Genomic DNA, 26,059 nt, shown 5'->3' on the forward strand with positions numbered 1-26,059 from the left:
GATAAAACAGAACTAGATAGTTTCCATATACTTGATCAATGCAACCCTATTTGCTGGCGTAAACCTTCCATAATGTCGGATATCTCCCGTGGATCTACAGATAGGGAATCCTTATACCTCTCCTCTACAACGCCCATGGTCTGACGCTTCAGGTAGTCTCTTAGTGCAAGCGGAGCATTCAGCAAGGCCTGATTCAGCGTTACCTGCATCTCATCGCTCCATATGTCTTCAAATTGCTCCCGCGCCTTGCCATAGGCGAATTCCTCCTGCTGCCGCGGTCGCTTGGCTCGCATTTGTTCCGTATCGCTCTCGTTCAGCTCCAGGTCGTCAATCACAACACCGTATAACTCAAGGGCTTTCTCCGGGGATACCAGCCCACTTCTTACATCTTCCAGAACCAGACGAGAATCACGCTCATATGGATCTCCATATCCGCCTCCGCCTTGTGAAAGAAACGTAACTGTTTCTCCAGGTTGAAGCAGCAACTCATCAATTCTTCCCAGATGATCCTCACTTGCACGTCCAGCATTAAGAATCGCTTCTCCATGTGAACCTACGCCGCCACCGAGTCTGCCCCAAGGCTGGAACTCCATACGCTCCATATTTCTGGCCGTCATCACGGTATCCGGTGTTAGAATTCTGACGCACAGGTCAATCCCGCTTCCACCGCGGAAGGTACCTGCACCTGCCGAGTCAGCACGAAGACCATAATGTTCAATCAACACAGGCATCTCGGATTCCACCGTTTCCGCAGGAATATTCCGAAGATGACCGACCGCAAAATCCATCCCGTCAATCCCGTCTTTCATCGGCCTAGCTCCCGAACCTCCGCAGATCGGCTGAATTACGCCCACCTTTTTCTTGCCATCGGATGCATCTGTCATCGCCATCATGACGATGCAGGCTTGTCCAGCTCCTGCCGCGGGAACCATACTGCCCTGAGCTTTCCCTAGTGCTCCCGTGATAACGTCCATCAGCCGGATAAAGGTCGCAGCACGTGCCCCAACTGCTGCCATCGGCTCTGGGTTAAGTACGGAAGCAGGCGGCGCGTAATTTCGCACCATACGAATCATGCCCGAATTCCAAGGAATGGTCGGATCAAGCGTACGGAAATAACGAATGAGTGCGGGCACCAGCATGTAATGGCCCTGTTGGTTGTGGGTAGGAATGTTGAATGAAGCCCTGACCTGAGGATCGGTGCCGCTAAAGTCCAGATGAATGTCACTGCCTACAATCGTCATCTTGCAGCGTAACCGGATAGGATATCCCCCTGGTCCTTTCTCCAGGTAGTCCCAGAAGTCATAGGAACCGTCCGGGATATCCTGCACGATAACACGTGCCTTCAACTCGGCGTATTCCAGCAATTGTTCGATGCCCTGCTGAATTTTTTCCACGCCATAACGTGCAATGAGTTCCTCAAGCCGCTGCTCTCCCCGATTCAATGCAGCCATAAGCGCTTTGAGATCACCGAGATTTTGCTCCGGAATTCGGCTGTTGTCCAGAAACATGCGCAGGATCTGCTCGTTCAGAACACCAGCTTCATACAGCTTGACTGGTGCGATTCGAATGCCTTCCATATGAATATCGTAGGCGCTGGGAGATACGCTCCCGGGTACCTTGCCGCCCACATCGGATGAATGAACAAAGCACATGCCGTAAGCGATGATTCGCCCTTCGTGAAAATAAGGCTTGATGAGATGAATGTCTGGAAGGTGTGTGACCATGCCTTTAGTGGAATAAGGATCATTACATATGACGAGATCCCCTTCTTTCCAGTCTTCAATGCTGTTAATGGTCGCAGCAGCAGGGATGCCCAGAGACAGATTGTAACCCGTCTCCAGCGGTGACCCGAACGTTTCCCCGGATGGAGATAAGAGGTAGGTTCCAAAATCGCCCGTTTCTTTGACAAAAGCGGTGAATCCTGTGCGCAGAACGACATTTGCCATTTCTTCCACGGCAGCTTGAATCCGGTTGTTGAAAATCTCAAGAAAGACCTTGTCGCCGATCATGCTTCCACCTCCCCAATCACGTTCCCGTGGCCATCCCGGTGTACCTTATATCCAGGTGGGATAAAGATCGTTGTATCATATTCCTCCACAATAATGGGCCCGGGGATGGGAGCATCCACAGATGGAATCTGTCCCCTTTTCAGTACCTTGGCTGTCTGCTGTACATGGTCAAAGGTGATGAGCCTTTCTTCCGCTGCACTCTCATCAAATGGCAAATTTGCCGAATCTACCTTGTTATGGGTAGGCAAAACACCAACAATGGTCGCTCTGAGACTTACAAACATAACCTCTGCCTCTGGCTGACTAATGCCAAACACGTTTTGGTAAGATGTATGGAATTTAATCCCTGCCTTCTTGGGATCTTCAATTTCTTCCAATGTCAGCGTGACCTCAAGATCAAAGGCCTGTCCCTCATATCGCATATCCGCACTGTATAGGCAATAAATATTGTCCAGCTTGACACCACCACGGGCTTCCTCATCGACCCAGCTACGTCCCTGGTTTTCCAATTCAGCAAAAAGAGAGCTTAATTCACCAGACTCCAGAGTCTGGGTACTTTTGTGTAACGTATGAACGAAATCATTGCGAAGATTGGCAACCGTGCAGCCCATGGCACACAATGTTCCCGGAGATGGCGGGATCAGCACTCTGCCGATACCTACCTCACGTGCCATCAGAAAAGCATGCATCGGGCCGGCTCCACCATATGCGAGCAATGTAAAATCGCGGGGATCAACACCCTTGCGAGCCATGAGGGGAGAAAACTGGGCGTACATATTGGCGGTTGCCACATCAAGAATGGCTTGTGCAGTCTGTTCGGCATTCAGTCCAAGCTTTTCTCCCAGATTGCCCAGAGTACGCTCTGCAAGTTCGGGATACAGACGCATTTGTCCGCCAAGGAAACGGTCAGCATGCAGGATACCGAGCTGTAGATAGGCATCTGTGGTTGTCGGATCTTCTCCCCCGCGCTGATAACATGCCGGACCGGGGTTGGCTCCCGCGCTCCGTGGCCCCACCTTGAGTACGCCTACGGAATCAAGCCAGGCAATTGAACCACCACCAGCTCCTATAGCCGTTACATCAACAGCGGGAATGATGACAGGAAAATCTCCAACCTTGTTCTCAGAAGAATAACTCGGTTCTTTGTCAATGAGGGCAACGTCAACACTTGTCCCACCCATGTCAAATGTGATGACCTGATGAATGCCCGCTCGTTCAGCAATATGGGTCGCGGCGATTACACCGGAAGCAGGCCCGGACAGAAGTGTACGTACCGGCTCATTAGCCGCTCTGGCAGCCGTCATAATTCCACCGTTGGACATGGTCGACAGCAAGTTGGCTTTGAGGCCGTATGCCTGAATCCCTTCTTGCAGACGCAGGAAGTAAGACCCCATCCGTTCACCTACATAAGCGTTCATGGCCGTTGCGAGTGTTCGTTCGAACTCACGCTGTTGTGGCCAGATGGCGCTGCTTCGGCAGATGAACAGTTGCGGATAACGTTCCCTGATCAGATCTTCCGCAAGCTGCTCATGAGCGGGATTCACATAAGCATGTAAAAAGCTAATCGCCAAAGCGGTAACGCCATCCTCCACCAGCTCATCCACCGCTTGCAACAGTTGTTCCTCATTCAGTGACTGGAGAATGCCTCCACTCGCAATGACCCGTTCATCGACTTCCTTAACGCGATGTCTCGGTACCAGCGCATCGGTCTTGTCACCATACAGATTGGTTGTATCCTCAAGTCGCAACCGTCGGATTTCAAGAATGTCACGGAATCCTTTAGTGACCAGCAGACCTGTAACTGCGCCATTTCGCTCAATCAACGTGTTGACGCCAAGCGTTGTTCCATGCACAAACAGATCAATCTCATGAATATTCACGCCACTCGCCTTCAACTGATCAAGTGCGTTAAAAATCGCCTGTTCCGGAGCTACTGCAATCGATGGCGTCTTCAGCGCCGCAATCACCCTGCCCTGATGGTCCATCACCAGCGCATCCGTGAAAGTACCTCCGATATCTATGCCTAGACGGTAGATTGTGTCCACAAGCTCAACTCCTTTATCACCGGGTCTCATTCTGGGAATGTTATTGGTTTTGCATGGCGAAATAACGTTTGACATCATCGATCATTTGGTTAATATGATTCACCATTGCCGCTTCAGCCTGCTCCGGAGAGCCCGCTACAATAGCATCCAGAATCTGCTGATGATCCACAACTAATTCACTTCCTACTCTCCGGCGAATATACGCTGTTTCCAGAAAATCGCGGCTTGTCTCCCATACCAGTTCAACCGCATGCAGAAGAATTTGGTTTTGCGCAGCATAAGCCAGCAATCTGTGAAACTCCCGGTCCTCCTCGTATGGTATAATATTCTTGGAAAGCAATTCATGCTGGTTGTTAATCGAGGCTTGCAACAGTACTATGTATTCTTTCGAGGCACGCTGTGCTGCCAGGGAAGCGATTTCTCGCTCAAGTGCCCTTCTGGCAACGAGAACATCTAGCAGAGCCTTTTCCCCGGAATGGTTCAGCATCTGAATTAACTGTGAGTTCACGCTTTGTTGCTGCAAATCTTTTTCCAACGTCTTCATTCGATCCAGACCCTGTTCGGTCAAAGTTCTTCCCTTGCGACCTTCCAGAACTGTAAAACCTTCAACATCCATCTCCATAAGTCTTCTTCCGATGGTTGCCTGACTCAGACCATACGTTTTGCCCAAAGTATGAACCAACGTACTGGCCCCGATGGGAGCGTTAGCGTCTCGAAGCTGCTTCAGCAGTTCGTATTCCAACTCCATTTCGTTTAGCTCAGGACCCACTGATTTCACCCCTCTTAGATACTTAATTGTTTTTAATCTTCTATCTTATTGTTGTTACTCACTGATGATTAACGTTAGTATACCTTGCAGACATCACAATTTCAACAATTCTCATCAAAATAGTGCGAATTATTTCTTCAGCTATAATCTGCGCCTTTCTATTTCAAAATTCAAATTAAAAAAGAGCATTTCACATCCTTTATTCCAGCGTTTATCTGGAGGATGCAATCTGCCCTTAAGGTATCAGGACTTGAGTTGTTGCAGCAACTGCACACGGTAGGCTTCACTTTCAAGGGATTGAATTTCCTTATATTCTTCAGCAGTTAACACTTTGGGTTCCCCCGCTGCCTTGGCGATCATATATACCTTCGCGCTTTCTTCCACCACTTGGGTGCGGTAATAGGCTTCGCGGAGGTTTTTACCCGTTGTGACCAATCCGTGATTGACGAGAATGAGTGCCGTATGTTCTGCTACCTTTGCTGAGACTGCATCGGCAAGTTGTTTCGTCGTTGGCAGAACGTATGGAACAAATCCGATATCGCCCACCAAAGCGGACTGATCAGGGAACAAGTGTGGCAATTCATCGAAAACGAGACTAAGTGCGATCGTATATGCCGGATGCGTATGCACAATGGCTTGGATATCAGGGTTCACACGATAACTGTACAGATGCATCAATACTTCGGAAGAAGGACGTGTTGTTCCCGCACGAGTCTCTCCTGTCTCGATATCAATGGCGATCCATTCGTCAGGCTCCAGATCTTCAAGTGCATAACCGCTCGGAGACAACAACATCGTTCCCCCAGAGCGAGCGCTCAAATTCCCACCGGGTCCTACAACCAACCCTTGGGCAACTGCTCTACGTGCATACTTCGTCAACTCTTCCCTTACTTGCTCTTCAGACATGTTGCTCTCCACTCCTCATACTTTTCTTTGTAGCATTTTCGTCAATGCTCATTGCATTGAATCTGTTCATTACCTTTTGATTTGATTCAGACTTTGGTAGCTTTCATAAGCTTCCTGCCACAGCTCTGTATCCTCAGGCTCATAGGTCTCGGGGGAAAAGGAAGCAGCCATGACCTCCCGTACCTCGGCCAAGCTACTCACTTCTCCATGCGCAAGGAATTGCAGCATGCAATTCCCGGCTGAAGTCGCCTCTGCCGGGCCTGCCACCACCGGGACACCGGCTGCATTGGCTGTAAACTGGCATAGTAGTCGATTGTGCACACCGCCACCGACCATATGAATGACACGAGGTCTTGTACCTGTAATCAACTGCAATTCATCCAGCGTCTGTCTGAATTCCAGTGCAAGACTTTCCAGAATGCAGCGTACGATCGCTCCAGTCGTTTCAGGCACAGTCTGTCCGGTGAGATTGCATTGTTGCCGTATTCGTTCAGCCATATTCCCTGGCGCCAAATACACGTCATCTCCCGGCGATACATAACTTTGATGCGGCGTTGCCAAGGTAGCCAATTGAATCAGTTCTTCATGTGTAAAAAGTTGATTCTCCCGCTCCCATTGCCGTTTGCATTCCTGTAGCAGCCACAAGCCTGAATGATTTTTCAGGGTGCGTACTTTTCCACTTACCGTCCCTTCATTGGTGAATCCTAATGCACGACTTCGGTCATCCAATACAGGTGTATCACGCTCCACACCCATAAGAGACCAAGTTCCACAGCTGATAAAAGCAAAATCCGAATCCATCGCAGGAATCGCTGCCAAGGCAGATGCCGTATCATGTGAGCCCACAGAGACTACCTGCATCGGTCCAGTCCGTAACTCGGCGCACAACTCATTTGTTAAATCGCCCAGCACGGTACCCGGTTGAACGAGTTTTGGAAATAATGTTTCCGGTATACCGAGACGCCCGATCAGATTTTCATTCCAACGTGCCTCGCCTGCATGCAACAGCCCGCTGGTACTCGCAATCGTATACTCACAAGCCTGCTGACCGGATAGATAATAGTGAAATAAATCCGGCATAAATAACATGCGCACATCCAGACGCAAATCTTCGGCCTGCTCTCGTACACTGCCTAACAGTTGAAATACGGTATTGATCTGCTGCGGCAGAACGCCGGACATGGCATACAGTTCTTCTTCTTTCACAAGGTGCAGAACTTCTTCCATCCACTGTGCATTACGCGCTTCCCGGTAGTGACGTGGGTTCGAGCACAACCTTCCTGCACCATCCACCAGTCCATAGTCCACTCCCCACGTATCCACTGCTATAGAACGGACCGATGGAGAGATGCCTTGCGTCCCTTTCACAATGCCTTGCTTTAATTCATGAAAAAGTCGCAAGAAATCCCAATACAATCCGTCCCCCAGCTGCACGGGTTCGTTGTTGAATCGATGCACTTCTTGTAACAAGAGTCTGTTTCCATCAAAAGAACCCTGGACTACGCGTCCACTCCCAGCGCCGTAATCGGCAGTAAGCACATGTGTTGCTTGATCGCCCATTCTTTCAAGCCTCCTTAACTCTACGCGATAAGCCGTATTCGAGTTCTGAACACAGCTTTCAAGAGAACGCCATGTTACCTCATTTCACAAGGAACATGGCGTTTGACAGGAATGAATCTTTATTTTAACGATACAACGGGCCAAACACACTGCAAGCACGGTAGTCTGCGCTCTCCGGCTCACTTGTGCCGAATAATCCCCATGCACGCGGACGGAAAATCTCCGATTCTGGGACATTGTGCATGTTTACCGGAATGCGAAGCATGGAAGCGAGCGTAATCAGATCAGCACCGATGTGTCCATACGAGATGGAGCCATGGTTGGCGCCCCATTGATTCATGACTTCGTATACGGAAGTAAACGCTCCTGATCCGGTTAGAACAGGTGCAAACCAGGTGGATGGCCAGGTTGGATCTGTCCGCTGATCCAGCGTATCATGCACATCTTCAGGCAGATCAACCGTGTAACCCTGAGCGATTTGCAACACTGGACCCAGTCCTTTGACCAGATTCAGACGTGTCATCGTTACAGGCATGCCGCCTTTGGTCAGGAAATCCGCTGAATAGCCGCCCCCGCGGAAATACTCTACGGATGCCGGTCTCCATGATGTTGCTTTTAGGCAGTCCTGAACTTCCTCATCTGTAATTTCCCAGAAAGGCTTGAGTACAGGCTTACCATCTCTGGACTGTTGTCCAGTGCCATCCAAGGCTGCCGAACCAGAGTTGATCAGATGCAGAATGCCGTCCTTCGCATTTCCTTCCAACTGATGTCCCGTCACACGCTGTACCGAATCCGGACTCCAATACGTACGCACATCAGCGAAGATCTGAGCCGTATGTGTGAGCAACGAACCGAATAACATCGATACACCGTTCAGGCTGTCATTTTCCGTTGCAACCAGATAAGGCGCACGTTTGCCATTCCAGTCAAAGGAAGAATTCAATATCGACTCGAGAAAATCTCCGTTCGGAGAATGATCCGTCCACTGCCGTTGTCCCTGGAAGCCGGATACAATCGCGTGATGACCCATCGATTCCTCTGTAAAACCAAGCTCTGCCAATCTTGGATTGCCAGCCATCAAGTCACGCACGATTTGGGTCATTTTCACGACTGTTTCCCATTCGTACTCTTTGCGTTTGCGATCCGTTTGCAGATGGGCAGCGTTGTTGTCCGCACCTTCGCTACAATTCTCCTTCACCCAGGCCAGTGCGAGCTTATACTCCTCGGGGTCGTAGATTTCTTCTTCGATACGACGAGTGAGTTCACTCATATCCACGTATTCATTACGCATGCCCAGATACTCCTGGAAAAATGAATCGTTCACAATTGAGCCTGCAATCCCCATGGATACTGATCCAATAGACAGATAGGCTTGCCCTTTCAAGGTCGCGGCTGCAAGTCCCGCACGGCTGAACCGGAGCAATTTCTCACGCACGTCATCGGGAATCGTTGTATCCCCGCCGTCCTGAACATCCTCTCCATAGATTCCAAAGGCAGGAATCCCCTTCTGTGCATGAGCAGAAAGTACCGCTGCCAGATAGACTGCACCCGGACGTTCAGTCCCGTTAAACCCCCAGATAGCAGTAGGAATGGATGGTGACATATCCATCGTTTCCGTACCATAACACCAGCACGGTGTCACGGTGATCGTTACGCCAACGTTGGAACGACTGAATAGTTCTGATGCTGCGGCCGCTTCGGCCACTCCGCCAATACAGGTCTCGGCCACAACACATTCCACCGCGGACCCGTCAGGATAACGCAGTTCGGCTGCAAGCAGTTCCGCAACAGATGTCGCCATCCGCATCGTTTGCTCTTCCAGTGACTCCCGAACACCCTTGCGTCTTCCATCAATCGTGGGACGAATACCAATCTTGGGGAAAGCCTGTTTATAACGATAATCCTGGTGTGTCATACTGGAATGTCCTCCTTCAAATCGTTTCATAGGATTTGGGTTGAATTGAGAAACCTTCTGTCTGATTCATATGCATTGATTGGAATGAAATAATGACGGAAATACAACCGATACCCGAATGGTATACAAGAGCTGCATACACAGATTGCCAAGAGCCTTATTTTAGTTTGAATACGTTTACATATTTAAAAAAATAACAATAAACCATTTCATTAATTAGCTATGTATGTAGTTCCTCTATTCAAGAAAATGGAACGTGCATGAGCGAATTCAACGAAATGGTTTATGTAGTAAAGACGTTCAGAACCCTTTAGGGTTATCGGTAACCCTAACATAGCATGAGCCTATCTTGCTGTCAATTGGCATTATCCTATAGAATGGTAAGACTATGTTGCGGAAAGGTTAGATTCTAATGATTACCATTTACGATATTGCCAAAAAAGCCAACGTCTCCGCCATGACGGTCTCCAAGGTCATTAATCATACAGGCCGTATAAGTTCCGCGACACGTGAACGTGTGCAACAGGTGATCGACGAACTGGGTTACATCCCGAACTCCAATGCACGCAGCCTTGTGCTTCAACGAACCCAGATGCTCTCCCTGCTTATTACGGATATTACCAACCCTTTTTATACAACACTGGCGCGTGGTGCTGAAGATGCAGCCCATCTTCGTGGGTACCGTCTTTTATTCGGCAATAGTGACGAGGATTACAATAAGGAAAAGGATTACGTGGATGCAATTCTGTCTACTCGTGTGGATGGTGTACTCTATGCCCCTGCGGGGGATCGTTCTCTGCCTCATCTGAAACAGCTGCAGGAACGTCACATTCCGTTTGTCTTTCTGGACCGCACCGTACCTGGTATTACCTCAGATATTATTGCCGGAGATAGCCGGGAAGGCGCGATTGAGCTGATCCGATATCTGGTGCAATTGGGTCACCGGCGCATTGCACTGGTCAATGGTTCTTCGGAGGTTTCTACCGCCAGACTGCGGGAGGAAGGTTATATAGCGGGTTTACGTGAGGCCGGAGCTGATATTGATCCCGAGCTTGTGCTTCGAACCGGGTACCGGGATTTCAGCGATGAAGAGGGACTGGATCGACTACTCTCTCAACCGGATCAACCAACAGCCATTTTTGCCGCCAACAACATGCTGGCGATTGGGGTCATTCGGCTTTTGCGCAAACGAGGACTGCGTGTACCAGAAGACATCTCTGTTGTGTGTTTCGACGATCTGGATCTGGCTTCTGCTTTTGATCCTTTCCTAACTGTAGCTGCACAGCCAGCATATGACTTTGGGTTTCAGGGCGTACAGATGCTGATTGACCGAATTGAGGGCAAGGCCCCTTCCGAAGCCCAAACCGTCATTCTACCGTCAGAACTGCGCATACGGGCTTCAGCTACTGCTCCACGTGAGCAAGAATAGACTTAAGCACGTGAGTTGACTAAATAAGTGGACCAAAAATTATTTACACTGACACTACGATAACAGAACAACCTTCCAATCGCTGTTATCTCCAGATTTTTTCATTCCCTTTTAAAGAGGAAATCCGGAGATAGCGTATGCTTCCGATGTAGCTTTCTTGCAGAAAGCTTGTAGGCGAACGCTTCGCTTTTTCAAGTTTTTTCTGTCCTCTCCGTTATCGTGTAAATGATTAGTCCCACTTATCTGGATTAGATCCCGCTCAAATTCGAAAAATGTACAACATAAACAGGGTGCACCGGAGATTACACTCTGGTTGCACCCTGTTTGAAGTTCATTCGCTGAAATAATCCGTCGTTCGAGCCGTGTGGTTAGTCTGTTTCATTCAGGCTCGTCGTTTCATTCAGTTCCATCCGAGCCGATATTTCTACCGCTCAGACTGTAATGCTAAAGCAACCTCACGAACGAGTCCCGGGAACCATTCCATTAGAGGTTCAAACGTATATCCCGCTTGTTCAGCTTTGGTCGTCTCCATCGTCCATGATTGCTCAATTCCGAAGGGTGACATGTCCTCTTTCACCGTTTCCGTGAGGATCTGGGACTGCATGCCCGTGACCGTCTCGATCAGATGTATCATGGCTGACAGCGTAATCGCGCCCTTGGAAGCTGCATTCACCGGACCAGTAATGGACGAATGCCCAAGCCAAGCGAGAAATCTTGCCGCTTCAGTGGAATTAATGAATCCAATCTCTGCATCCGGATTTGGCATGCCGATCGGTTTTCCTTTTTGCACATGTTCAATATGAAAATGAAGTCTTCTCGTATAATCATCGATCCCGAGTACAATGGGAATGCGCATCGCCACAACCGGGAAATCTGCTTCCTGGAAAAATACAGCCTCCGCAAGCCGTTTGCCTTCTCCATACGAAAAATCCTCTGCACTCCCATACTGTAATGGATATGTATACGGGTCAAAATCCGTTTCCTTAAATCCAGGTCTGGGATCACCGTACACCGAGAGTGTGGATGTCAGAACGTATCTTTTGGTGCGTCCTGCAAAAGCTTCACATGCCGCTTTCGCCGCATCTGGGGAATAACAGATATTATCGTACACAACATCCCACATGTCTGTCTGTGCAACCTCTGCCAGAGATTCCGGGTCTTCACGATCCATCTTGATTCGGTTTACTTCGGGTCCGAAGTCAACATCCGTTTTACCACGAGTTGCGACTGTGATCTGAGACTTCCCTTCCCACAGCAAGTGATCCACCAGACGTTTACCGAAAAAACGTGTACCCCCAAGTATAAGAACTTTATTCATCCAAAAAACCTCCTATCTTGTTCGATTATGTTTAACAATTTGAAGCATGGTGTGAGCATTCCGTTGAAACTCATATGAAGTTGGTTCTTCGGATACCGTGCACCCACGCTCTTCGAGTATTAATTTCAACTCATCCATGTGTTTGTAACGTTCGCCAGACAGATCCACTGTTGGAAAAATGCGAACCTCTTGTTTGGTCACACGCAGCAGTTCCATCACGGTTGCAACATGAAAATCAACATCCAATCGATCCGCATACGTAAACAGGAAATGGGCGGATAACGTCAGATCGAACTGTTTATCGGCAAAGGGTAGATCCGGGAGCACAGACGCCACATAACGGTCAGGAAACTTTCTCATATCTGCGATGCAATCTGTGATGGCACGAGTTCGCTCTTCCTTTAACCCCTGGATTGATCCAAATTGATCCCACACATATATGCTTTGCACCGATTCCATCTGTTTCATCGTATGCTCAATGTCCTGAAATCCCTTTACTTCAAGCTCGTCGATCTCATATTCGTAGGCCATATCCACGGCCATGGGGTTGGCACCCAATTTGCGCGCCTGGCTACTGAATGAACACGCTCCACCTGGACAATCCAGAATAGACTTGCCATTAATCTCGTCCACCGTTAAGTTGAACATCTTCATATATTCCTCGAAGGTTCTTCCTATGAAAACAATCTGTTTCAGTTCCAAACCGCCAGAATCATTGGACTCCTGATCTTCTCCGCTGTTCTTCTGATGCTCTCCATTGTTGCTCAGCTCATCTCTGCTCATCTCGTCTCAGCTTCCTTTCCTGCGCTTGAATCAATCGTTAGGGAACACAAGCCCAATCTGCTTCCGAATCTGATCCATGACCTGCATCGTAACATAGGAGCGTTCATACGTGTTCATGTCAGATTCCTTACGGCCTTGCTGAACCAGATTCACGAACTCCTCCACTTCATAATACATCGCCGGATGGTTTTGTTCGACTGTGAGCTTCTCCACCGTACCGTCATTGTATCGTATCTCTGCATGTTCCGGTGAACCAATCTTGTCAATGATGATGCTGCCCAGCTCACCCATGATTTCGCTTGGTAGATGAGAGTTGGAGATTTTGGAGTATGTAACGACCGCATCCATTCCATCATAGTCCAGCAGCACGCTACCTTGTCCATCCACACCAGATTCCAGCATCATCGCTTGGGATTGAACCCGGTTAGGTGCACCGAACAATGTAATCAATGGATAGAGACAATACACACCGAGATCCATTAACGCCCCATTAGCGAGTTCAGGCTTGAACGCGTTCAGGACAATCCCCTCTTTGTACTTGTCGTAACGCGAAGAATACTGAGAGTATCCTGCTACGTATTTGCGGACAGGACCGATTTTATGCAGGCTCTTCTGCACCATTTTGAACTGGGGAACAAGGGTAGATTTCATCGCTTCCATGAGCAGAACCTCGTGTTCTCGTGCTGTATCGATCATACTCCGAACTTCGGCGCTATTTGCAGCCAGAGGTTTCTCGCACAATACATGTTTACCGTTTCTCAGAAAAAGCTCAGCCTGCTCCGCATGAACCGTATTTGGTGTTGCGATGTAGACTGCATCAATCACATCACTTGCTGCCAACTCTTCCAGATCGGTGAAGCGGTGTTCAACATCATATTTATCTGCGAATGCATTAGCCTTATCTTCAGTTCTTGAATACACGGCGGTTAATTTGAATCCTTCAACCTGTGCTGCGGCTTCAAGAAGCCTTTCTGTAATCCAGTTGGTACCCACTACTCCAAAACGAACCATGCTTACCTACCTCTTTCATCTATAAATTTCATTTGAGATATAAACCACTTCCATCCTGTATATTGTAGCTCATATTTCGTTCAGATTGAAGGAAGGGGCCATATCCCCAAATATTGATATCTTGCTTTTTAAGTTAGAACTTCGTCAATCCCTTCGAATCATGGGTATAATTAGAGATGAGGTGATCATCGTGGAAAGTCGAGATCAAGATCGCATACTGCCCGAATCTATAGATGAAAAATACTGGCACGCCATCATCCACAACGATAATTCTTATGATGGAACGTTCTTTTACGGTGTGCAAACAACGGGTATCTTTTGCCGACCTTCCTGTAAGTCCAGAGCACCCAAAGCTGAAAATGTGCTGATATTTCAACATGTTGAAGAAGCGTTAGCATTAAAGTTCAGACCCTGCAAACGTTGCAAACCAACAGGCGAGCGGGTTCCTGATCAGGAGTGGATATACGGGATCACGGATTACATCGAACATCATTACGCCGAACCTCTAACCTTGGATGTCCTTGCCACTGTAAGTCATGGCAGTCCATATCATCTGCATCGTGTGTTCAAGCGGATTACAGGCCGCACACCGGTTCAATATATTCAGGATAAACGAATTACCGAAGCTCGGAAGTTGCTTGAACATACCGGACTTACCGTCACCGATATTGGCCGCCATGTCGGTATACCTAACTCAGCTTATTTCATTACTGTATTTCGCAAACACACAGGTCTCACACCTGCACACTACCGCGAAAGGCATGAGAACTTATGAAGACAAATCTTACTTACAAAGTACCCAAAACGTTACTCAACAAGGGGACAGGGTTCCTTAATGGATATACACATACACTGAATCCTTACACAGGCTGCGCCTTCGGTTGTTCTTATTGTTATGTCAGACAGATGCCTGTCTCCCTATTTCGTAAAGAGGATTGGGGGGGCTGGGTGGATGTAAAACAAGAGGCCTCCCGGGTGTTCGCCAAAGAGTTGCAGCGTGCCCTGACCAAAGGGAAAGTTACTCTGTTCATGTCATCCAGTACCGACCCGTATCAACCCGCCGAATACAAGGAGTGTATCACGCGTTCATTACTTGAAACGATGGTACAGCATCCTCCAGATTTCGTATTAGTCCAGACCCGCAGTCCACTCGTTACCCGGGATATAGATCTGTTACAGCAGTTAGGTGACCGGGTTCGGGTCAGCATGACGGTGGAGACAGATCTGGACGATATGCGGAAGCATTTCAGTCCTTCCGCTCCCCCAATTGCAGGCCGATTACGTGCACTGGAACAGTTGCGGGATGCCGGAATACCCACGCAGGTTGCGATTGCTCCCGTATTACCCAGCAGTGAACAGTTTGTAGCCATCTTGAGACCTCTGGTTCAGCGTGTATGCATTGACGATTATTTCATGGGTGATGGTAGCGAAGGCAAGCGCACCCGCCGACTCGGTATGGAGTCGCTCTATCAGCAAGTGGGGATGGAGCATTGGTATCATCCAGATGCGTATCAGACTGTAGTTCAGCGGATGAAAGACTATTTTGCCGAGGATGAGATCTGGATCAGTCAGGCGGGATTTGAGCCCTAAATGGATATATAAGTTGGACTAAAGATTATTTACACTGGACACTCCAATGACAGAACAACCTTCCGATCGCTGTTATTCCCAGATTTTTTTGATTTAATAAAAAACAGCCCCTTTCCTTGTTCGAAGGAAAAGGGGCTGTTTATCATGATATAAGTCATAATGGCTATCTTATTTATCCAATGTATACAATGGCAGTTCCACCGGCAACGCAGCCGGGCGCTGACATGAACTTTTCATCTGGTAGAACGTCTGTTCATCCGATGAATCGTGGAATGCCCACATGGCCTCAAGTACGTGGTATGCCAGCTCCCCACTCGCACGGTGTGCACGTCCACTATGTGCTGCATAGGCCATATCTGCCACACCGATGCCGCGTGTATTTTCCTGATATCCTGGGAGAAGCGGAACTTCCGTCCATTCATGTTCACCCAGCAAGCGATAACGAACCGGACCACCAAAGGTGTTAGGGTCAGGTACCTGCAATGTACCGTGCGTGCCATATATCTCAATCGGTGGCAATGCACTTCCGCCAAATACGTCAAAACTTGTAATCAGTGTGCCAATGGCTCCCTGTTCAAACTGTAACAGACCGGTAACGTGAGTTGGAATTTCGACGGGAACCGTCTGGCCCCTCTTTTTCTCACTCGTAATCGTCCGCTCTTCCATGGCTTTACCCGTCATGCCTGCAATTGACTTGATCGGTCCCATTAGTTGAACCAATGCGGTGAGATAGTACGGACCCATGTCAAACATTGGCCCACCGCCAGAGGCGTAATAAAACTCCGGATCAGGATGCCAGTGTTCATGACCACGGCTCATCATAAATGCGGTCGCCGCCACCGGTTTGCCGATGACCCCTTCCTCCACCAATTGAAGTGAAGTCTGGATGCCTGAACCGAAGAACGTTTCTGGTGCACAGCCCACGAGTAATCCTTTACGCTTGGCTGTTTCGAGTACGGCCTGCCCTTCTTCACGGGTAACAGCGAGTGGTTTTTCTACATAAACATGTTTGCCAGATTCAAGTGCCCGCAAGCATACATCCGCATGAACGGAAGGAATGGTCAAGTTGATGATCAGCTCAATCTCGCGATCAGCCAAGAGTTCGTCGACGCTGTATACGTTAGGCACGTTATAAGCAGCAGCCTGCTCTTCGGCACGTTTTCGATCAAGATCCGCAACAGCAACAAGTTCCAGCACCTCGAACCGGTGACAGTTTTCCATATAAATACCGCTGATTTTACCGCAGCCAATAATGCCTACTTTCATTGTTTTCATGCCTGGGGCTCCCTTCGCCGTGGATCAGAAATGGTTTATCCATTGAGGATGAATGGTTAACACTGAAGTTACGTTTGCAATCAAACTACAATCTCATTAGTTCTGGTTATCCGCCATACCTGTGTACACTTCGGTTGCTGCACTTACTCGACTCTTGGCAAGCTCTTTGCCTGCTGCTGTCCATTTGAATCCACTGCGCATCATTTCAGTCACGGGTTTCATGTCTACAATGTCTGCATGGTGTCCCAGTGAGTTGTAGAATACCCGTCCTGCGCCCCAGCGTTTCGTCCAGACAACAGGCATATCTACAGGCCCATTCGCTGCATGCGGACCAGTTACCACTGGGAAACGAGTTGTTGCCAGCACTTCCACTGCCGGGTCTACGTGCAGGTAGTACTGTTCACTTTTCACCTGAAAATCTTCAATATGATCCAATAACGGGCTAGAGCCACGCTTCATGTTCACCATATACTCCACACCATCGTTACCTGGATGAGCAACCCATTGTCCACCCGTCATAAACTGCCAGTCCACGTTATTTCGGAAGGCATCACACATCCCGCCATGAAGACCAGCCAAGCCAACACCGCTCTGGACAGCCGCTGATACGTTATTGACCAGTTCTTGCTCAATCTGTCCCATTGTCCACAATGGTACGATCAGATCCAGACCTAGTAGCTTCTCGGCATCCGCATAAGACTCCAACGTATTTGAGACTTCAACCTCAAACTGCTCTTCCTTCAAAATACGCTCAAAAATCGCTGCTACCTGCTCCGGTTCATGTCCATCCCAGCCGCCCCATACAATCAGTGCTTTACTCATCGTTTATTCACTCGCTTTCGCCTAGTTTTGTTGTGTTCAACCCTATTTCTGATGTCACTGTCTTGCTTGCTCACATCTCTTCAAGCGTCACCCAGCGCCGATCTGTTACCGAACGTTCTACCGCTTCCAGTACAGCCTGACAAGCGACCCCATCGTGGAAACTCGGTGATGGTTGGCGTCCTTCAGAGATCGCTGTCACCAGCTCCAGCATTTCATGGGTGAACGTGTGCTCGAATCCAATCGTATGTCCGGCAGGCCACCAGGCTTCGGAATATTTGTGAGCAGGATCGGTTGCCAGTACACGGCGGAATCCCTGTACGTCCTCTTCATCCTTTGTAAAATACACTTCCAGTTCATTCATCCGTTCAAAATCAAATCGTACACTGCCGAGACTGCCGTTAATCTCAAACGAGTTCGTACTCCGATGCCCCGCTGCAAAGCGAGTAGCCTCGAAGCTGCCCAGCGCCCCTCCTGCGAATCGTGCTAGGAACAACGTAGCGTCGTCGACGGTCACTTCTCCTTTCGGTGCATCCGCATTCGAACTGCCCTTTGCACTCAGACCGGTCATCTCGGCTGCAAGCGGACGCTCTTTGATGAAGGTTTCGCTCATACCGATGACTTCCTGGAATTCACCAACGAGGAAGCGAGCCAGATCGATTAAATGCGCACCCAGATCCCCATGGGAACCGGAGCCAGCCACTTCTTTTTGCAAACGCCATACGAGCGGGAACGAAGGGTCCATAATCCAGTCCTGAAGGAAAAATGCACGGAAATGATAGATTTTACCCAGTCGTCCGCTCTCCACCAGATCCTTCGCTAATTGCACCGCTGGTGAGAAGCGGTAGTTGAACCCGACCATATGTGCGACTCCAGCATCCTCTGCTGCCTGAAGCATCTCACGCGAATCCGCAAGCGACAGGGCCAGTGGTTTCTCACAAAACAGATGTTTGCCTTGGCGAGCTGCTTCCAACGCAATTTCCTTATGGGCATCACTTGGCGCGTTAATATCAATCAGATCGATATCATCCCGCTTCACCAGTTCGCGCCAATCCGTTACACTTTCGGACCAACCGAACTGATTCGCTGCCTCCTGCACTCCCTGCTCGTTACGTCCACAGATCACAGACATCTCAGGCTGCAACGGAGCAGACGGGAAAAACATCGGCAGACTGCGATAGGCATTACTGTGGGCCTTCCCCATAAACTTGTATCCAACCATTCCGACACGAAGACGATTTGACATGGTCATTTCCTCCTTTGGAATAATAAAAAATTCTCTCAATATGTGTACCAATAAACTATTGACGGATAGAAGAAGCACGGACGATCAGTTCGGTAGGCAACAATGCTCTCGCTGATTCGGTTACCGCTACAACAGAGTTATTCGCTTTATGTGTATCACCCACAGACCCATGCATAAGCTTTGATACTGCAAGTTCACCCATCTCGAAAAATGGAACCCTGACGCTGCTCAGCGGCGGAACAGCCATCTCGGCGGCATCGGAGTCGTCATAACCCACAAATGCCGGAAAATCCGCAGGCCCTATTCCCCGCTCACGCAAACCATGCATGACACCAATGGCCATCCGGTCATTGGCCGCAAATACAGCATCAATCTCATGTAGGCGATCTGCTACAATCGCTGCCGCCTCAATGCCACTTCTTCTACTATAATTCCCTTTAAGCAATAGACTCGGGTCCAGCTCCATACCTGCTTCTTGCAGGCCAAGACGAACGCCTTCCATTCGCTCCTGGCTGTTGGAATAGCTGTCTGGACCATTGAGAAAAGCGATTTTGCGATACCCCTGATCCGTAAGATGACGTATGGCAAGTCTGCTTCCTTCCACATGATCCGCATCCACTTCCGTGAACGATTGGCCCTCAAAATGCTGATTCATGACACAGAATGGGTGTCCTTCCTGATGAAGTTGCTGCATGGCCGCCAGTTCTTCATGATCATCTCTGGCACCAAGGATAATGCAGGCGTCCACTTTCTGACGCCGGAACAGATCCGTATAATTCATCACTTCACCGGGTGTTCGAAACATAACCAACAGGTCCATGCTATTGTCTCTGGCTTTGCTTCCAATCCCACTCAGCATTTCCGAGAAAAAATACGCCGAGAACAGATGCGCCTTCGGAACATAAGGTAATACCACGCCAAGGTTCCCGCTTTTACTTCTGGCAAAACTGCGAGCAAGAGCGCTGGGCACATAGCCTAACTGTTCGGAAGCTTCAAGAACCTTGCGGCGTGTCTCTTCTTTAATAGGACCTACCCCATTAAGCACCCGGGAGACCGTCGCCTCGGAAACACCCGCAAGATCAGCCACTTCTTTACGAGATGCCATGAATTTCACCCCCTTCTAGCTCACCTATTAATGATTTAGTAATTAAAAATCGATATTTATGTACGCGCGTACATTTTCTCATGCCATGTAACCGTTGTCAATGCTTTTAACATAAAAAATAATGAGGGTTTGGGTTAATCCAAGCCCTCATTATTATCTTGCCAGAGATGGTACTTTCATTAACTTCATGCTCTGTAATCTTAGGGGTTCAAGTTACTTATCAAACTTAAATACAACGATTTCAGTTGATCCTGTTTGTTCAATTATGGGGAGTGCAGCTCACAACGTCGTTGTAACGCCAAGATCAACGGAGGATTGACTAAACTCAGCCTGCTCCATCGTTTTCGCATGACTCGGAATGCGATCCGAGGGTTCTGGCGTGGATTGGAGCTGTCTTACTTTGTGCAGCACTTCTTTGTTAGGCAGGAAGTGTTGGGAACGAATGAATCGAATTGTTTTGGTTTTGGCACGCATAACAATCGAATCCGTCTCGGCGCGATCATCCGCAAGATACCGTACCCCTCCCAAGATCTCACCTGGCGTCACACCTGTTGCTGCAAAAATGACGTCCTCCGTGCCGATCATATCCTGCATCGTTAAAACTTTGTAAGGATTATCAATTCCCATCTGCAAGCAGCGCTGGAATTCGTCTGCGTTGGCAGGCATCAGACGACCTTGAATCTCACCCCCAAGGCAAGATAGCGCTGCGGCAGCCAGCACACCTTCTGGCGCTCCTCCAGATCCGACGTAGAGATCGATACCCGCCTCCGGGAAGGCCGGTGCCATCGCCCCAGCAACATCACCGTCACTGAGGAACTTGATCCGCACTCCGACCTTGCGTAGCGTCTTAATTGTGCTCTCATGTCGCACACGATCCAGAATCATCACAGTAAGGTCTGAGATGTTTTTGTTCAATGTGGCAGCGGCTTTCTCCAGTGTGACTTCAACCGGGTCTTCAATGCTGACCTTGCCTACAAGCGCAGGCCCTACCGCCAGTTTCTCCATATACATGTCCGGTGCGTGGAGCAGGTTACCTTTTCCCGCCACTGCAATAACCGATAGAGCGTTGTTTAGTCCTTTGGCCACGATTTCTGTACCTTCGAGCGGGTCTACAGCCACGTCAACCTCAGGCCCCTCAGCGTTGCCCACTTCCTCGCCGATGTACAACATGGGTGCTTCATCCATTTCTCCTTCACCGATTACCACCGTGCCGCGAATAGACACGGAATCGAACATGGCGCGCATGGCCAAAGTAGCCGCTTCATCTGCACTGTTCTTGTCGCCTCGTCCCATCCAGGGTGCTGAAGCTAACGCAGCCAATTCTGTTACTCTGACAATTTCCAACGCCAGTTCGCGTTCCATTTTTCCCACTTCCTTTCCAATTTCCAAAAGCATAACGTGAAAGCGGTACTAAATCCATCGCAAATCCATATGAAATTGATCTATAATCGGCGTAGTAGCGCCTTTTTAACGATATATACCTTATTTATCCAATTAATATATTGATCGATTTCGCTCCTTTTTTCGGCTGGTTTTAAGAGTCCAATCCTCCTGATTTCTCACCTGAAATATTAATTTTAATTTCCATTTTCCGCTCTAAAACTAAATAATTCAACATGGTGGATTAACACATCCGCTTCATTCGCAAAAAGTTCTTTTAACATGAGGTATATACAACTTATTTACTGATTATTAAGAACGTAACGCTATCTAACAAAATACGAACGAAAACGATTTTCGGCTGACTGTCCAAACGTAGAAATAAACTAATAAATTGTAATAATGATCCTTGAGATCAGCCTATTCCATTCAAGATTATTGAGCAAAATATTACTGCTAATTATGTATTAATCAGGCCTTTAACTTTTGCTAAAGCCATAGATGCAGCTTATGAAGGTCATCGAAAATAATAAGTTTACATAATATTTATTATGTATTAAATTTCATCAATTTCTTCATTTTATTATTCAACGGTTCTGGCAAAACATAAAAAAGCCCGAAAGAATTCTGCTCAATAGCATTTTTCTCCCAAGCTTTTCCCTCGATGATCCCGTTACAGTATCGTTTTGGTCATTATAAAATCAATCTGTTTCATCTCCACAAGTTCATAACTCGCCTCAATTTCTTTATTTCAAGTCGTTAGTCAGAACTGTTGTATCCTAACCGAGCCATAACTGATACACTTACAACATTTCGAACATCAACATCATTACTTAAAGCCATTTGTTCGATAAACTTGGTTGGTAACTTTATGTCATTCAACAATATTCTTGTCCTCCGACAAAAACGGATTCAAAAATTTGATTTTATAACAGTCTCTATTTGTCCTGTCCTATTAGCCATAAGAAAATCCCCTCCAGTAGGCAAGATTAAGTCCATCTTACAGACGTCTTTTTTCTCTTGTCTACTAAAAGGGGATCATACCCAAATATCAACTTTTTTAATTGCTGTGATAATCCACGCATAACTTCATTGTCGAAAGAATTGAATAAGGTCAATGCTCCATTAGCTGAATTTCCTGTAATTTAGGATCGGCTTGCTATGCCTCTCTCCTGTTGGTTCATTTTGTTAAGTTAGGCTGTCTCGGAATGATCCGAGATCTTTATCAATACTGTTATCTTACAAGTTGCTTGCCAGTGTATTCCTCCTCAGTATGGGCAAATAAGGCGTTATAGACTCCGTCAAGTTGCAGTAGCTCCGCATGTGTGCCGTCTTCTACAATTTGCCCCTGCTTCATAGCGATGACTCTGCTCGCGTACTGGACTGCGGATGCTCTATGCGTGACCGCGATCACCGTAATGTCAGGCATAGCCTGCAGAATAGATTTCAATACTTGTGCCTCTGTGAGTGTATCGAGTGCAGAAGTTGCCTCGTCTAATAGTAGTAACTTTGGACGTCTGATTAGTGCACGTGCTAGTGTAATCCGTTGTCGTTGCCCGCCGGATAGCGTTTCTCCCCGCTCCCCTACCAGTGCGTCATAACCTCCATCCAGTTTCTTGATAAAGGAATGAGCACCCGCAGCTTTGGCCGCCCAGATGATATCATCATCACTCGCCTCTTCCAGTCCCAGCTGAATATTTTCTTTCAATGTCCCGGTAAAAAGATAGGGCGTCTGCGGAACATAACTCAGCTTTCGAAGCTTCTCGGTTACATCTGGATGAGCATTCAATTGGGTATCAAGTATCATCGCCCCACCAGTCGTAGGAGAAATCAAGCCGCTACATAACCTAAGCAGTGTTGACTTACCGGCTCCGCTCGGACCTACAATGGCAATGAACTCTCCTCTATTCACTGTCAGATTCACTCCGTCGAGCAGAACGTTTTTCTCCTCCTCATTTAGTTCTAACGATACTGTGGCTTCCTTCAATACAACGAGAGGCTTCCCGCTTTGCTTCTCCACTTCAACTGCCCTAACTGTTTCCTGCTGCAGTATGTTGATCGATTCCCCTGTCTCTTGGCTGTCCTTCTGCTCAGGTTGCTTACGTTCTTCCGAAGGTTTGAACAGAGAAAAAATACGTTCCGCAGCGCCTAGTCCCTGTTGCAGGTTTCCCCAAGTGTTAATGACGCTAAGCAACGGGTTTTGTACACGGCTGATTAGTACGAGAAATGCTAGTACCTGACCGGCTGTCAGCGCTCCCTGAATCGCTGTATAGGCTGTGAAATAAACACATAAGATCATCACAAGTTGGTTGGTAAGGTATACGGTTTGGTTCATCGAGGTTCGCTGTAACATATTTGAAACATGCAGACGATTCTGTTCTTGCCGCTTCTCTTCATACTTGGCCAGCAAGGACGACTCCATCTGGAAAATACGCACAATATGAAGCCCTTGCAACATTTCTTGAAGAAACCCCCGAATCTCGGCGTCCTTTTGCTGAAGTCGGTTCCCATATGTCCGTAGCTTACGATCAAACCATCTACCAACCGCAAAGACTATTGGGGCGGATAAAACAACTAATAGCGCCAACTTCCAGTTCATCGTAGCTAGATAAGCAAAGGCAACCGCAAACAGCGCGACATTGTAAGTAAGCTCGTACACAATGTTAGCGACCATCCCATTGGACTGCTGGACATCTCGGGTCGTGCGGGAGACCAGATCGCCCGAATGAAACCGGATTAAGGATGAATACGGAAGCGAGGCGATCTGCCGGAATACATCCGTCGAGAAATCCCGTTGCATCCACGATTGAACTGAGTTACGCAGGTAAAATTGAAGCATGAAGAACAAGATAATCCCAATGCCCGCAGCCAAACTTGCTCCCGTCAGAAACAACAACGTATCCAGATCTCGTCGCCCAGCTGCATCAATGAACAGTTGTTGAACCCACGCATAGCCTACATCGTAAACAATATCTGCCGAGAGCAACAACACGGAAAAGATAAAAGCGATTTTATACGGCTTGGCATATTTCATAATTGCAAAAAATGACGAGATTGCCTTTGGCTCCGTTTGCCTATCTGTACTCAAACTGCTCTCCCCTTCCGCTCAAGGTTGCCTCTCTCGTAGAGCTCGCGATAATAGTTGCTGCTCTCCAACAGTTCCTCATGAGTCCCTTCACTTACGACTTGACCTTGATGCATGCAGAGAATACGATCCGCCCCCTTAATTGTAGACAAGCGGTGGGCAACAATAACTACCGTCTTCCCTTTGGCAGCTTGCTGGATTGATTCCTGAATCATGCGTTCATTTTCACTGTCAAGAGCAGAGGTCGGCTCATCCAGTATTAAAAGCGAGGGATCTTTGATGAGCGCACGTGCGATGGAGATGCGCTGCCGCTCACCTCCAGACAAGGTGGCTCCACGCTCGCCAATAACTGTATCGTAGCCACCGGACAATCTGCTTATCCAATCATGAAGGTTGACCGCCTTTGCCGCTTGCTTGACTCCCTCATAGCTCGCATCAGGCATACCCAACCGGATATTCTCCCCAATCGTTCCTGTGAAAAGATATGGTTCTTGGGAGACGTAGGAAAGTGATTCACGCCAGTATCTCAAGTCTATCTCAGCTAGATTGTGATCACCTACCCATATTTGTCCTTTATCGGGCAGATGTACACCCAGTAAAAGACTGGTGAGTGTTGATTTGCCTGATCCGCTCTCCCCAACAATCGCGGTTACCTGGCCCCGAGCAATCGTGAAACTGGCGTCATTTAGTGCAGCCTCGGCTCCTTCTGCATAACGGAACGAAACGTTGTCGAACCGGATATCACTCTCCAGGTCTGATCTCGGATTCATTCCTTCAGCCTCCGCCTCCTTTTCGCTCGGCAGATCCATCACTTCAAAGGTTCTCGCCGCGCTGGAAATTGCTACCTGTAGTTGAGGCCAGAGTGAGGAGAGATTGGAGATCGGGCCGGACAGGCGTTCGAACACTACCAGAAACGCCGCAAGTGCTCCAACATCCAGCCTACCTTGCACAATCAAGTAGCCACCGTATCCGAGAATGTACATCAAACCGAGTATATATACAAATATATTCACCCGGTAAAATACAGCTTCCAGTGCCAGTGCCTTTAAATGATAAATAAGGTAGTGGTCCCACTTTTTTCGTAGTAGTGCCGTCATTTTGTCCTGCACCGAGAAGCTCTTGATCACTTCAATTCCTTGTATACTGTCCATTAGAAAGGTGTCCTGCTGTGCCCTCGCTTCCTGCCGCTTCGTATATGTGTCGCGCATTTTTCGGGCCAGCGGATTGGCGAACAGTGGAATAACGAGGGTGATGATCAGACTACCCATCGCTAAGCCGACATGAACGATAGATAGATAAGCCAGCAAAAAGACAAGCTGCATACAGTTGCGAAACAGGTCCATCGTCTTGTTATTGATAGCCGCCTGTGCCTCCGGCGCAGCATCATGGATGCGGGAGAGTAGGTCGCCACTATGATAGTTGTTAAGCTCCTTCTGGCGGATCTTCATTGTCTTTTTCAGTAGCCTCGCCTGATAATGCAAGGTAGAGCGATTTTGAAGTTTGGTATTAACATATCCGTTTAAAAAGTTGCCTCCAGCTTCCGCCAGCGCCAGCACACCCAATAACAAGCAGGCTACGGTCATCGCGGACAACTGCTGATCAATAATCGTATTCACAATCCGCCGCATCAACTCAGCATAGGCAGGCGTCATTAGTGATAAGACAACAGACAGTAGTACGATACCCAGATACCAAGGCCAGTAGGATCTAGATGAGCGTAGTAATCTGGTTAGTGTAGCTGACACTCCCGGTTTGTGACTTTTTTTCAAGCGACTTTGCCCCCCTACAATGCAAGATAAAGGCAGAAGACGGCA

General features: G+C 48.2%; 19 protein-coding genes. 3 read left to right on the top strand and 16 right to left on the bottom strand.

Going from position 1 to position 26,059, the window contains the following annotated elements; all coding sequences use genetic code 11:
* Positions 1–35 precede the first annotated feature (35 nt).
* The 6 genes from BS614_RS20605 to BS614_RS20630 form a co-directional block, all read right to left on the bottom strand.
* Entirely contained in the window at positions 36–2,009 is a 1,974-nt protein-coding gene (locus BS614_RS20605) for a hydantoinase B/oxoprolinase family protein (RefSeq protein WP_074095377.1), read from the bottom strand.
* Positions 2,006–4,054, bottom strand: coding sequence for a hydantoinase/oxoprolinase family protein (locus tag BS614_RS20610; RefSeq protein ID WP_084174649.1), 2,049 nt, complete (start codon positions 4,052–4,054; stop codon positions 2,006–2,008). Before BS614_RS20610 ends, BS614_RS20605 begins: the two co-directional genes overlap by 4 nt.
* A gap of 40 nt (positions 4,055–4,094) precedes the next feature.
* A complete protein-coding gene (locus BS614_RS20615; RefSeq protein WP_235193939.1) occupies positions 4,095–4,823 on the bottom strand; it encodes an FCD domain-containing protein in 729 nt (242 codons plus the stop codon).
* Between the two features lie 243 nt (positions 4,824–5,066).
* On the bottom strand, positions 5,067–5,729 hold the full coding sequence (locus BS614_RS20620; protein ID WP_074095378.1) for a class II aldolase/adducin family protein: 663 nt from the start codon (positions 5,727–5,729) through the stop codon (positions 5,067–5,069).
* A 69-nt stretch (positions 5,730–5,798) separates the two neighbouring features.
* Positions 5,799–7,289 carry a rhamnulokinase gene (locus BS614_RS20625; protein WP_074095379.1) on the bottom strand — a complete coding sequence of 497 codons (1,491 nt, stop codon included), beginning with the start codon at positions 7,287–7,289 and terminating at the stop codon, positions 5,799–5,801.
* 124 nt (positions 7,290–7,413) lie between these two features.
* A complete protein-coding gene (locus tag BS614_RS20630; protein WP_074095380.1) occupies positions 7,414–9,204 on the bottom strand; it encodes an L-fucose isomerase in 1,791 nt (596 codons plus the stop codon).
* 412 nt (positions 9,205–9,616) lie between these two features.
* Between BS614_RS20630 and BS614_RS20635 the strand changes: the two genes are divergently transcribed.
* A complete protein-coding gene (locus BS614_RS20635; protein ID WP_074095381.1) occupies positions 9,617–10,633 on the top strand; it encodes a LacI family DNA-binding transcriptional regulator in 1,017 nt (338 codons plus the stop codon).
* Positions 10,634–11,057: 424 nt separating this feature from the next.
* On the opposite strand, the gene BS614_RS20640 is transcribed toward BS614_RS20635, so the two are convergent.
* Genes BS614_RS20640 through BS614_RS20650 form a run of 3 tightly spaced genes read right to left on the bottom strand, consistent with a single transcriptional unit; the run spans position 11,058 to position 13,745 of the window.
* A complete protein-coding gene (locus BS614_RS20640) occupies positions 11,058–11,951 on the bottom strand; it encodes an NAD-dependent epimerase/dehydratase family protein (RefSeq protein ID WP_074095382.1) in 894 nt (297 codons plus the stop codon).
* 12 nt (positions 11,952–11,963) lie between these two features.
* Complete coding sequence (locus tag BS614_RS20645; protein WP_084174651.1) at positions 11,964–12,734, bottom strand: SAM-dependent methyltransferase; 771 nt, start codon at positions 12,732–12,734, stop codon at positions 11,964–11,966.
* A 30-nt stretch (positions 12,735–12,764) separates the two neighbouring features.
* Positions 12,765–13,745 carry a Gfo/Idh/MocA family protein gene (locus BS614_RS20650; RefSeq protein WP_074095383.1) on the bottom strand — a complete coding sequence of 327 codons (981 nt, stop codon included), beginning with the start codon at positions 13,743–13,745 and terminating at the stop codon, positions 12,765–12,767.
* A gap of 190 nt (positions 13,746–13,935) precedes the next feature.
* On the opposite strand from BS614_RS20650, the gene BS614_RS20655 reads away from it, so the two are divergent.
* Both BS614_RS20655 and BS614_RS20660 read left to right on the top strand, forming a co-directional pair.
* On the top strand, positions 13,936–14,520 hold the full coding sequence (locus BS614_RS20655; protein ID WP_244898174.1) for a bifunctional transcriptional activator/DNA repair enzyme AdaA: 585 nt from the start codon (positions 13,936–13,938) through the stop codon (positions 14,518–14,520).
* Positions 14,517–15,335: an SPL family radical SAM protein gene (locus tag BS614_RS20660; protein ID WP_074095384.1), complete on the top strand. Its 819-nt coding sequence runs from the start codon at positions 14,517–14,519 to the stop codon at positions 15,333–15,335. Before BS614_RS20655 ends, BS614_RS20660 begins: the two co-directional genes overlap by 4 nt.
* Before the next feature lie 168 nt (positions 15,336–15,503).
* On the opposite strand, the gene BS614_RS20665 is transcribed toward BS614_RS20660, so the two are convergent.
* From BS614_RS20665 to BS614_RS20695, 7 genes are all read right to left on the bottom strand, one after another.
* Positions 15,504–16,610: a Gfo/Idh/MocA family protein gene (locus BS614_RS20665; RefSeq protein WP_074095385.1), complete on the bottom strand. Its 1,107-nt coding sequence runs from the start codon at positions 16,608–16,610 to the stop codon at positions 15,504–15,506.
* 96 nt (positions 16,611–16,706) lie between these two features.
* Positions 16,707–17,432: a ThuA domain-containing protein gene (locus BS614_RS20670; protein ID WP_074095386.1), complete on the bottom strand. Its 726-nt coding sequence runs from the start codon at positions 17,430–17,432 to the stop codon at positions 16,707–16,709.
* A 70-nt stretch (positions 17,433–17,502) separates the two neighbouring features.
* On the bottom strand, positions 17,503–18,675 hold the full coding sequence (locus BS614_RS20675) for a Gfo/Idh/MocA family protein (RefSeq protein ID WP_074095387.1): 1,173 nt from the start codon (positions 18,673–18,675) through the stop codon (positions 17,503–17,505).
* Positions 18,676–18,730: 55 nt separating this feature from the next.
* On the bottom strand, positions 18,731–19,780 hold the full coding sequence (locus BS614_RS20680; RefSeq protein ID WP_074095388.1) for a LacI family DNA-binding transcriptional regulator: 1,050 nt from the start codon (positions 19,778–19,780) through the stop codon (positions 18,731–18,733).
* A 279-nt stretch (positions 19,781–20,059) separates the two neighbouring features.
* A complete protein-coding gene (glpX, locus tag BS614_RS20685) occupies positions 20,060–21,142 on the bottom strand; it encodes a class II fructose-bisphosphatase (protein WP_074095389.1) in 1,083 nt (360 codons plus the stop codon).
* 1,252 nt (positions 21,143–22,394) lie between these two features.
* On the bottom strand, positions 22,395–24,248 hold the full coding sequence (locus tag BS614_RS20690) for an ABC transporter ATP-binding protein (protein WP_074095390.1): 1,854 nt from the start codon (positions 24,246–24,248) through the stop codon (positions 22,395–22,397).
* The gene (locus tag BS614_RS20695) at positions 24,245–26,014 is read right to left on the bottom strand and encodes an ABC transporter ATP-binding protein (protein WP_074095391.1); all 1,770 of its coding nucleotides are present in this window, start codon (positions 26,012–26,014) and stop codon (positions 24,245–24,247) included. Before BS614_RS20695 ends, BS614_RS20690 begins: the two co-directional genes overlap by 4 nt.
* Between the last annotated feature and the right edge of the window lie 45 nt (positions 26,015–26,059).

Origin of the sequence: Paenibacillus xylanexedens, from assembly GCF_001908275.1 — a bacterium.
GTDB lineage: Bacteria > Bacillota > Bacilli > Paenibacillales > Paenibacillaceae > Paenibacillus > Paenibacillus xylanexedens_A.

What these genes read in the sequence shown, in the direction of transcription:
- BS614_RS20650 (WP_074095383.1), bottom strand. Translation starts at nt 13,745, where the DNA reads ATGGTTCGTTTTGGAGTAGTGGGTACCAACTGGATTACAGAAAGGCTT.
- BS614_RS20670 (WP_074095386.1), bottom strand. Translation starts at nt 17,432, where the DNA reads ATGAGTAAAGCACTGATTGTATGGGGCGGCTGGGATGGACATGAACCG.
- BS614_RS20665 (WP_074095385.1), bottom strand. Translation starts at nt 16,610, where the DNA reads ATGAAAACAATGAAAGTAGGCATTATTGGCTGCGGTAAAATCAGCGGT.
- BS614_RS20620 (WP_074095378.1), bottom strand. Translation starts at nt 5,729, where the DNA reads ATGTCTGAAGAGCAAGTAAGGGAAGAGTTGACGAAGTATGCACGTAGA.
- BS614_RS20640 (WP_074095382.1), bottom strand. Translation starts at nt 11,951, where the DNA reads ATGAATAAAGTTCTTATACTTGGGGGTACACGTTTTTTCGGTAAACGT.
- BS614_RS20645 (WP_084174651.1), bottom strand. Translation starts at nt 12,734, where the DNA reads ATGAGCAGAGATGAGCTGAGCAACAATGGAGAGCATCAGAAGAACAGC.
- BS614_RS20625 (WP_074095379.1), bottom strand. Translation starts at nt 7,289, where the DNA reads ATGGGCGATCAAGCAACACATGTGCTTACTGCCGATTACGGCGCTGGG.
- BS614_RS20605 (WP_074095377.1), bottom strand. Translation starts at nt 2,009, where the DNA reads ATGATCGGCGACAAGGTCTTTCTTGAGATTTTCAACAACCGGATTCAA.
- glpX (WP_074095389.1), bottom strand. Translation starts at nt 21,142, where the DNA reads ATGGAACGCGAACTGGCGTTGGAAATTGTCAGAGTAACAGAATTGGCT.
- BS614_RS20660 (WP_074095384.1), top strand. Translation starts at nt 14,517, where the DNA reads ATGAAGACAAATCTTACTTACAAAGTACCCAAAACGTTACTCAACAAG.
- BS614_RS20630 (WP_074095380.1), bottom strand. Translation starts at nt 9,204, where the DNA reads ATGACACACCAGGATTATCGTTATAAACAGGCTTTCCCCAAGATTGGT.
- BS614_RS20635 (WP_074095381.1), top strand. Translation starts at nt 9,617, where the DNA reads ATGATTACCATTTACGATATTGCCAAAAAAGCCAACGTCTCCGCCATG.
- BS614_RS20680 (WP_074095388.1), bottom strand. Translation starts at nt 19,780, where the DNA reads ATGGCATCTCGTAAAGAAGTGGCTGATCTTGCGGGTGTTTCCGAGGCG.
- BS614_RS20675 (WP_074095387.1), bottom strand. Translation starts at nt 18,675, where the DNA reads ATGTCAAATCGTCTTCGTGTCGGAATGGTTGGATACAAGTTTATGGGG.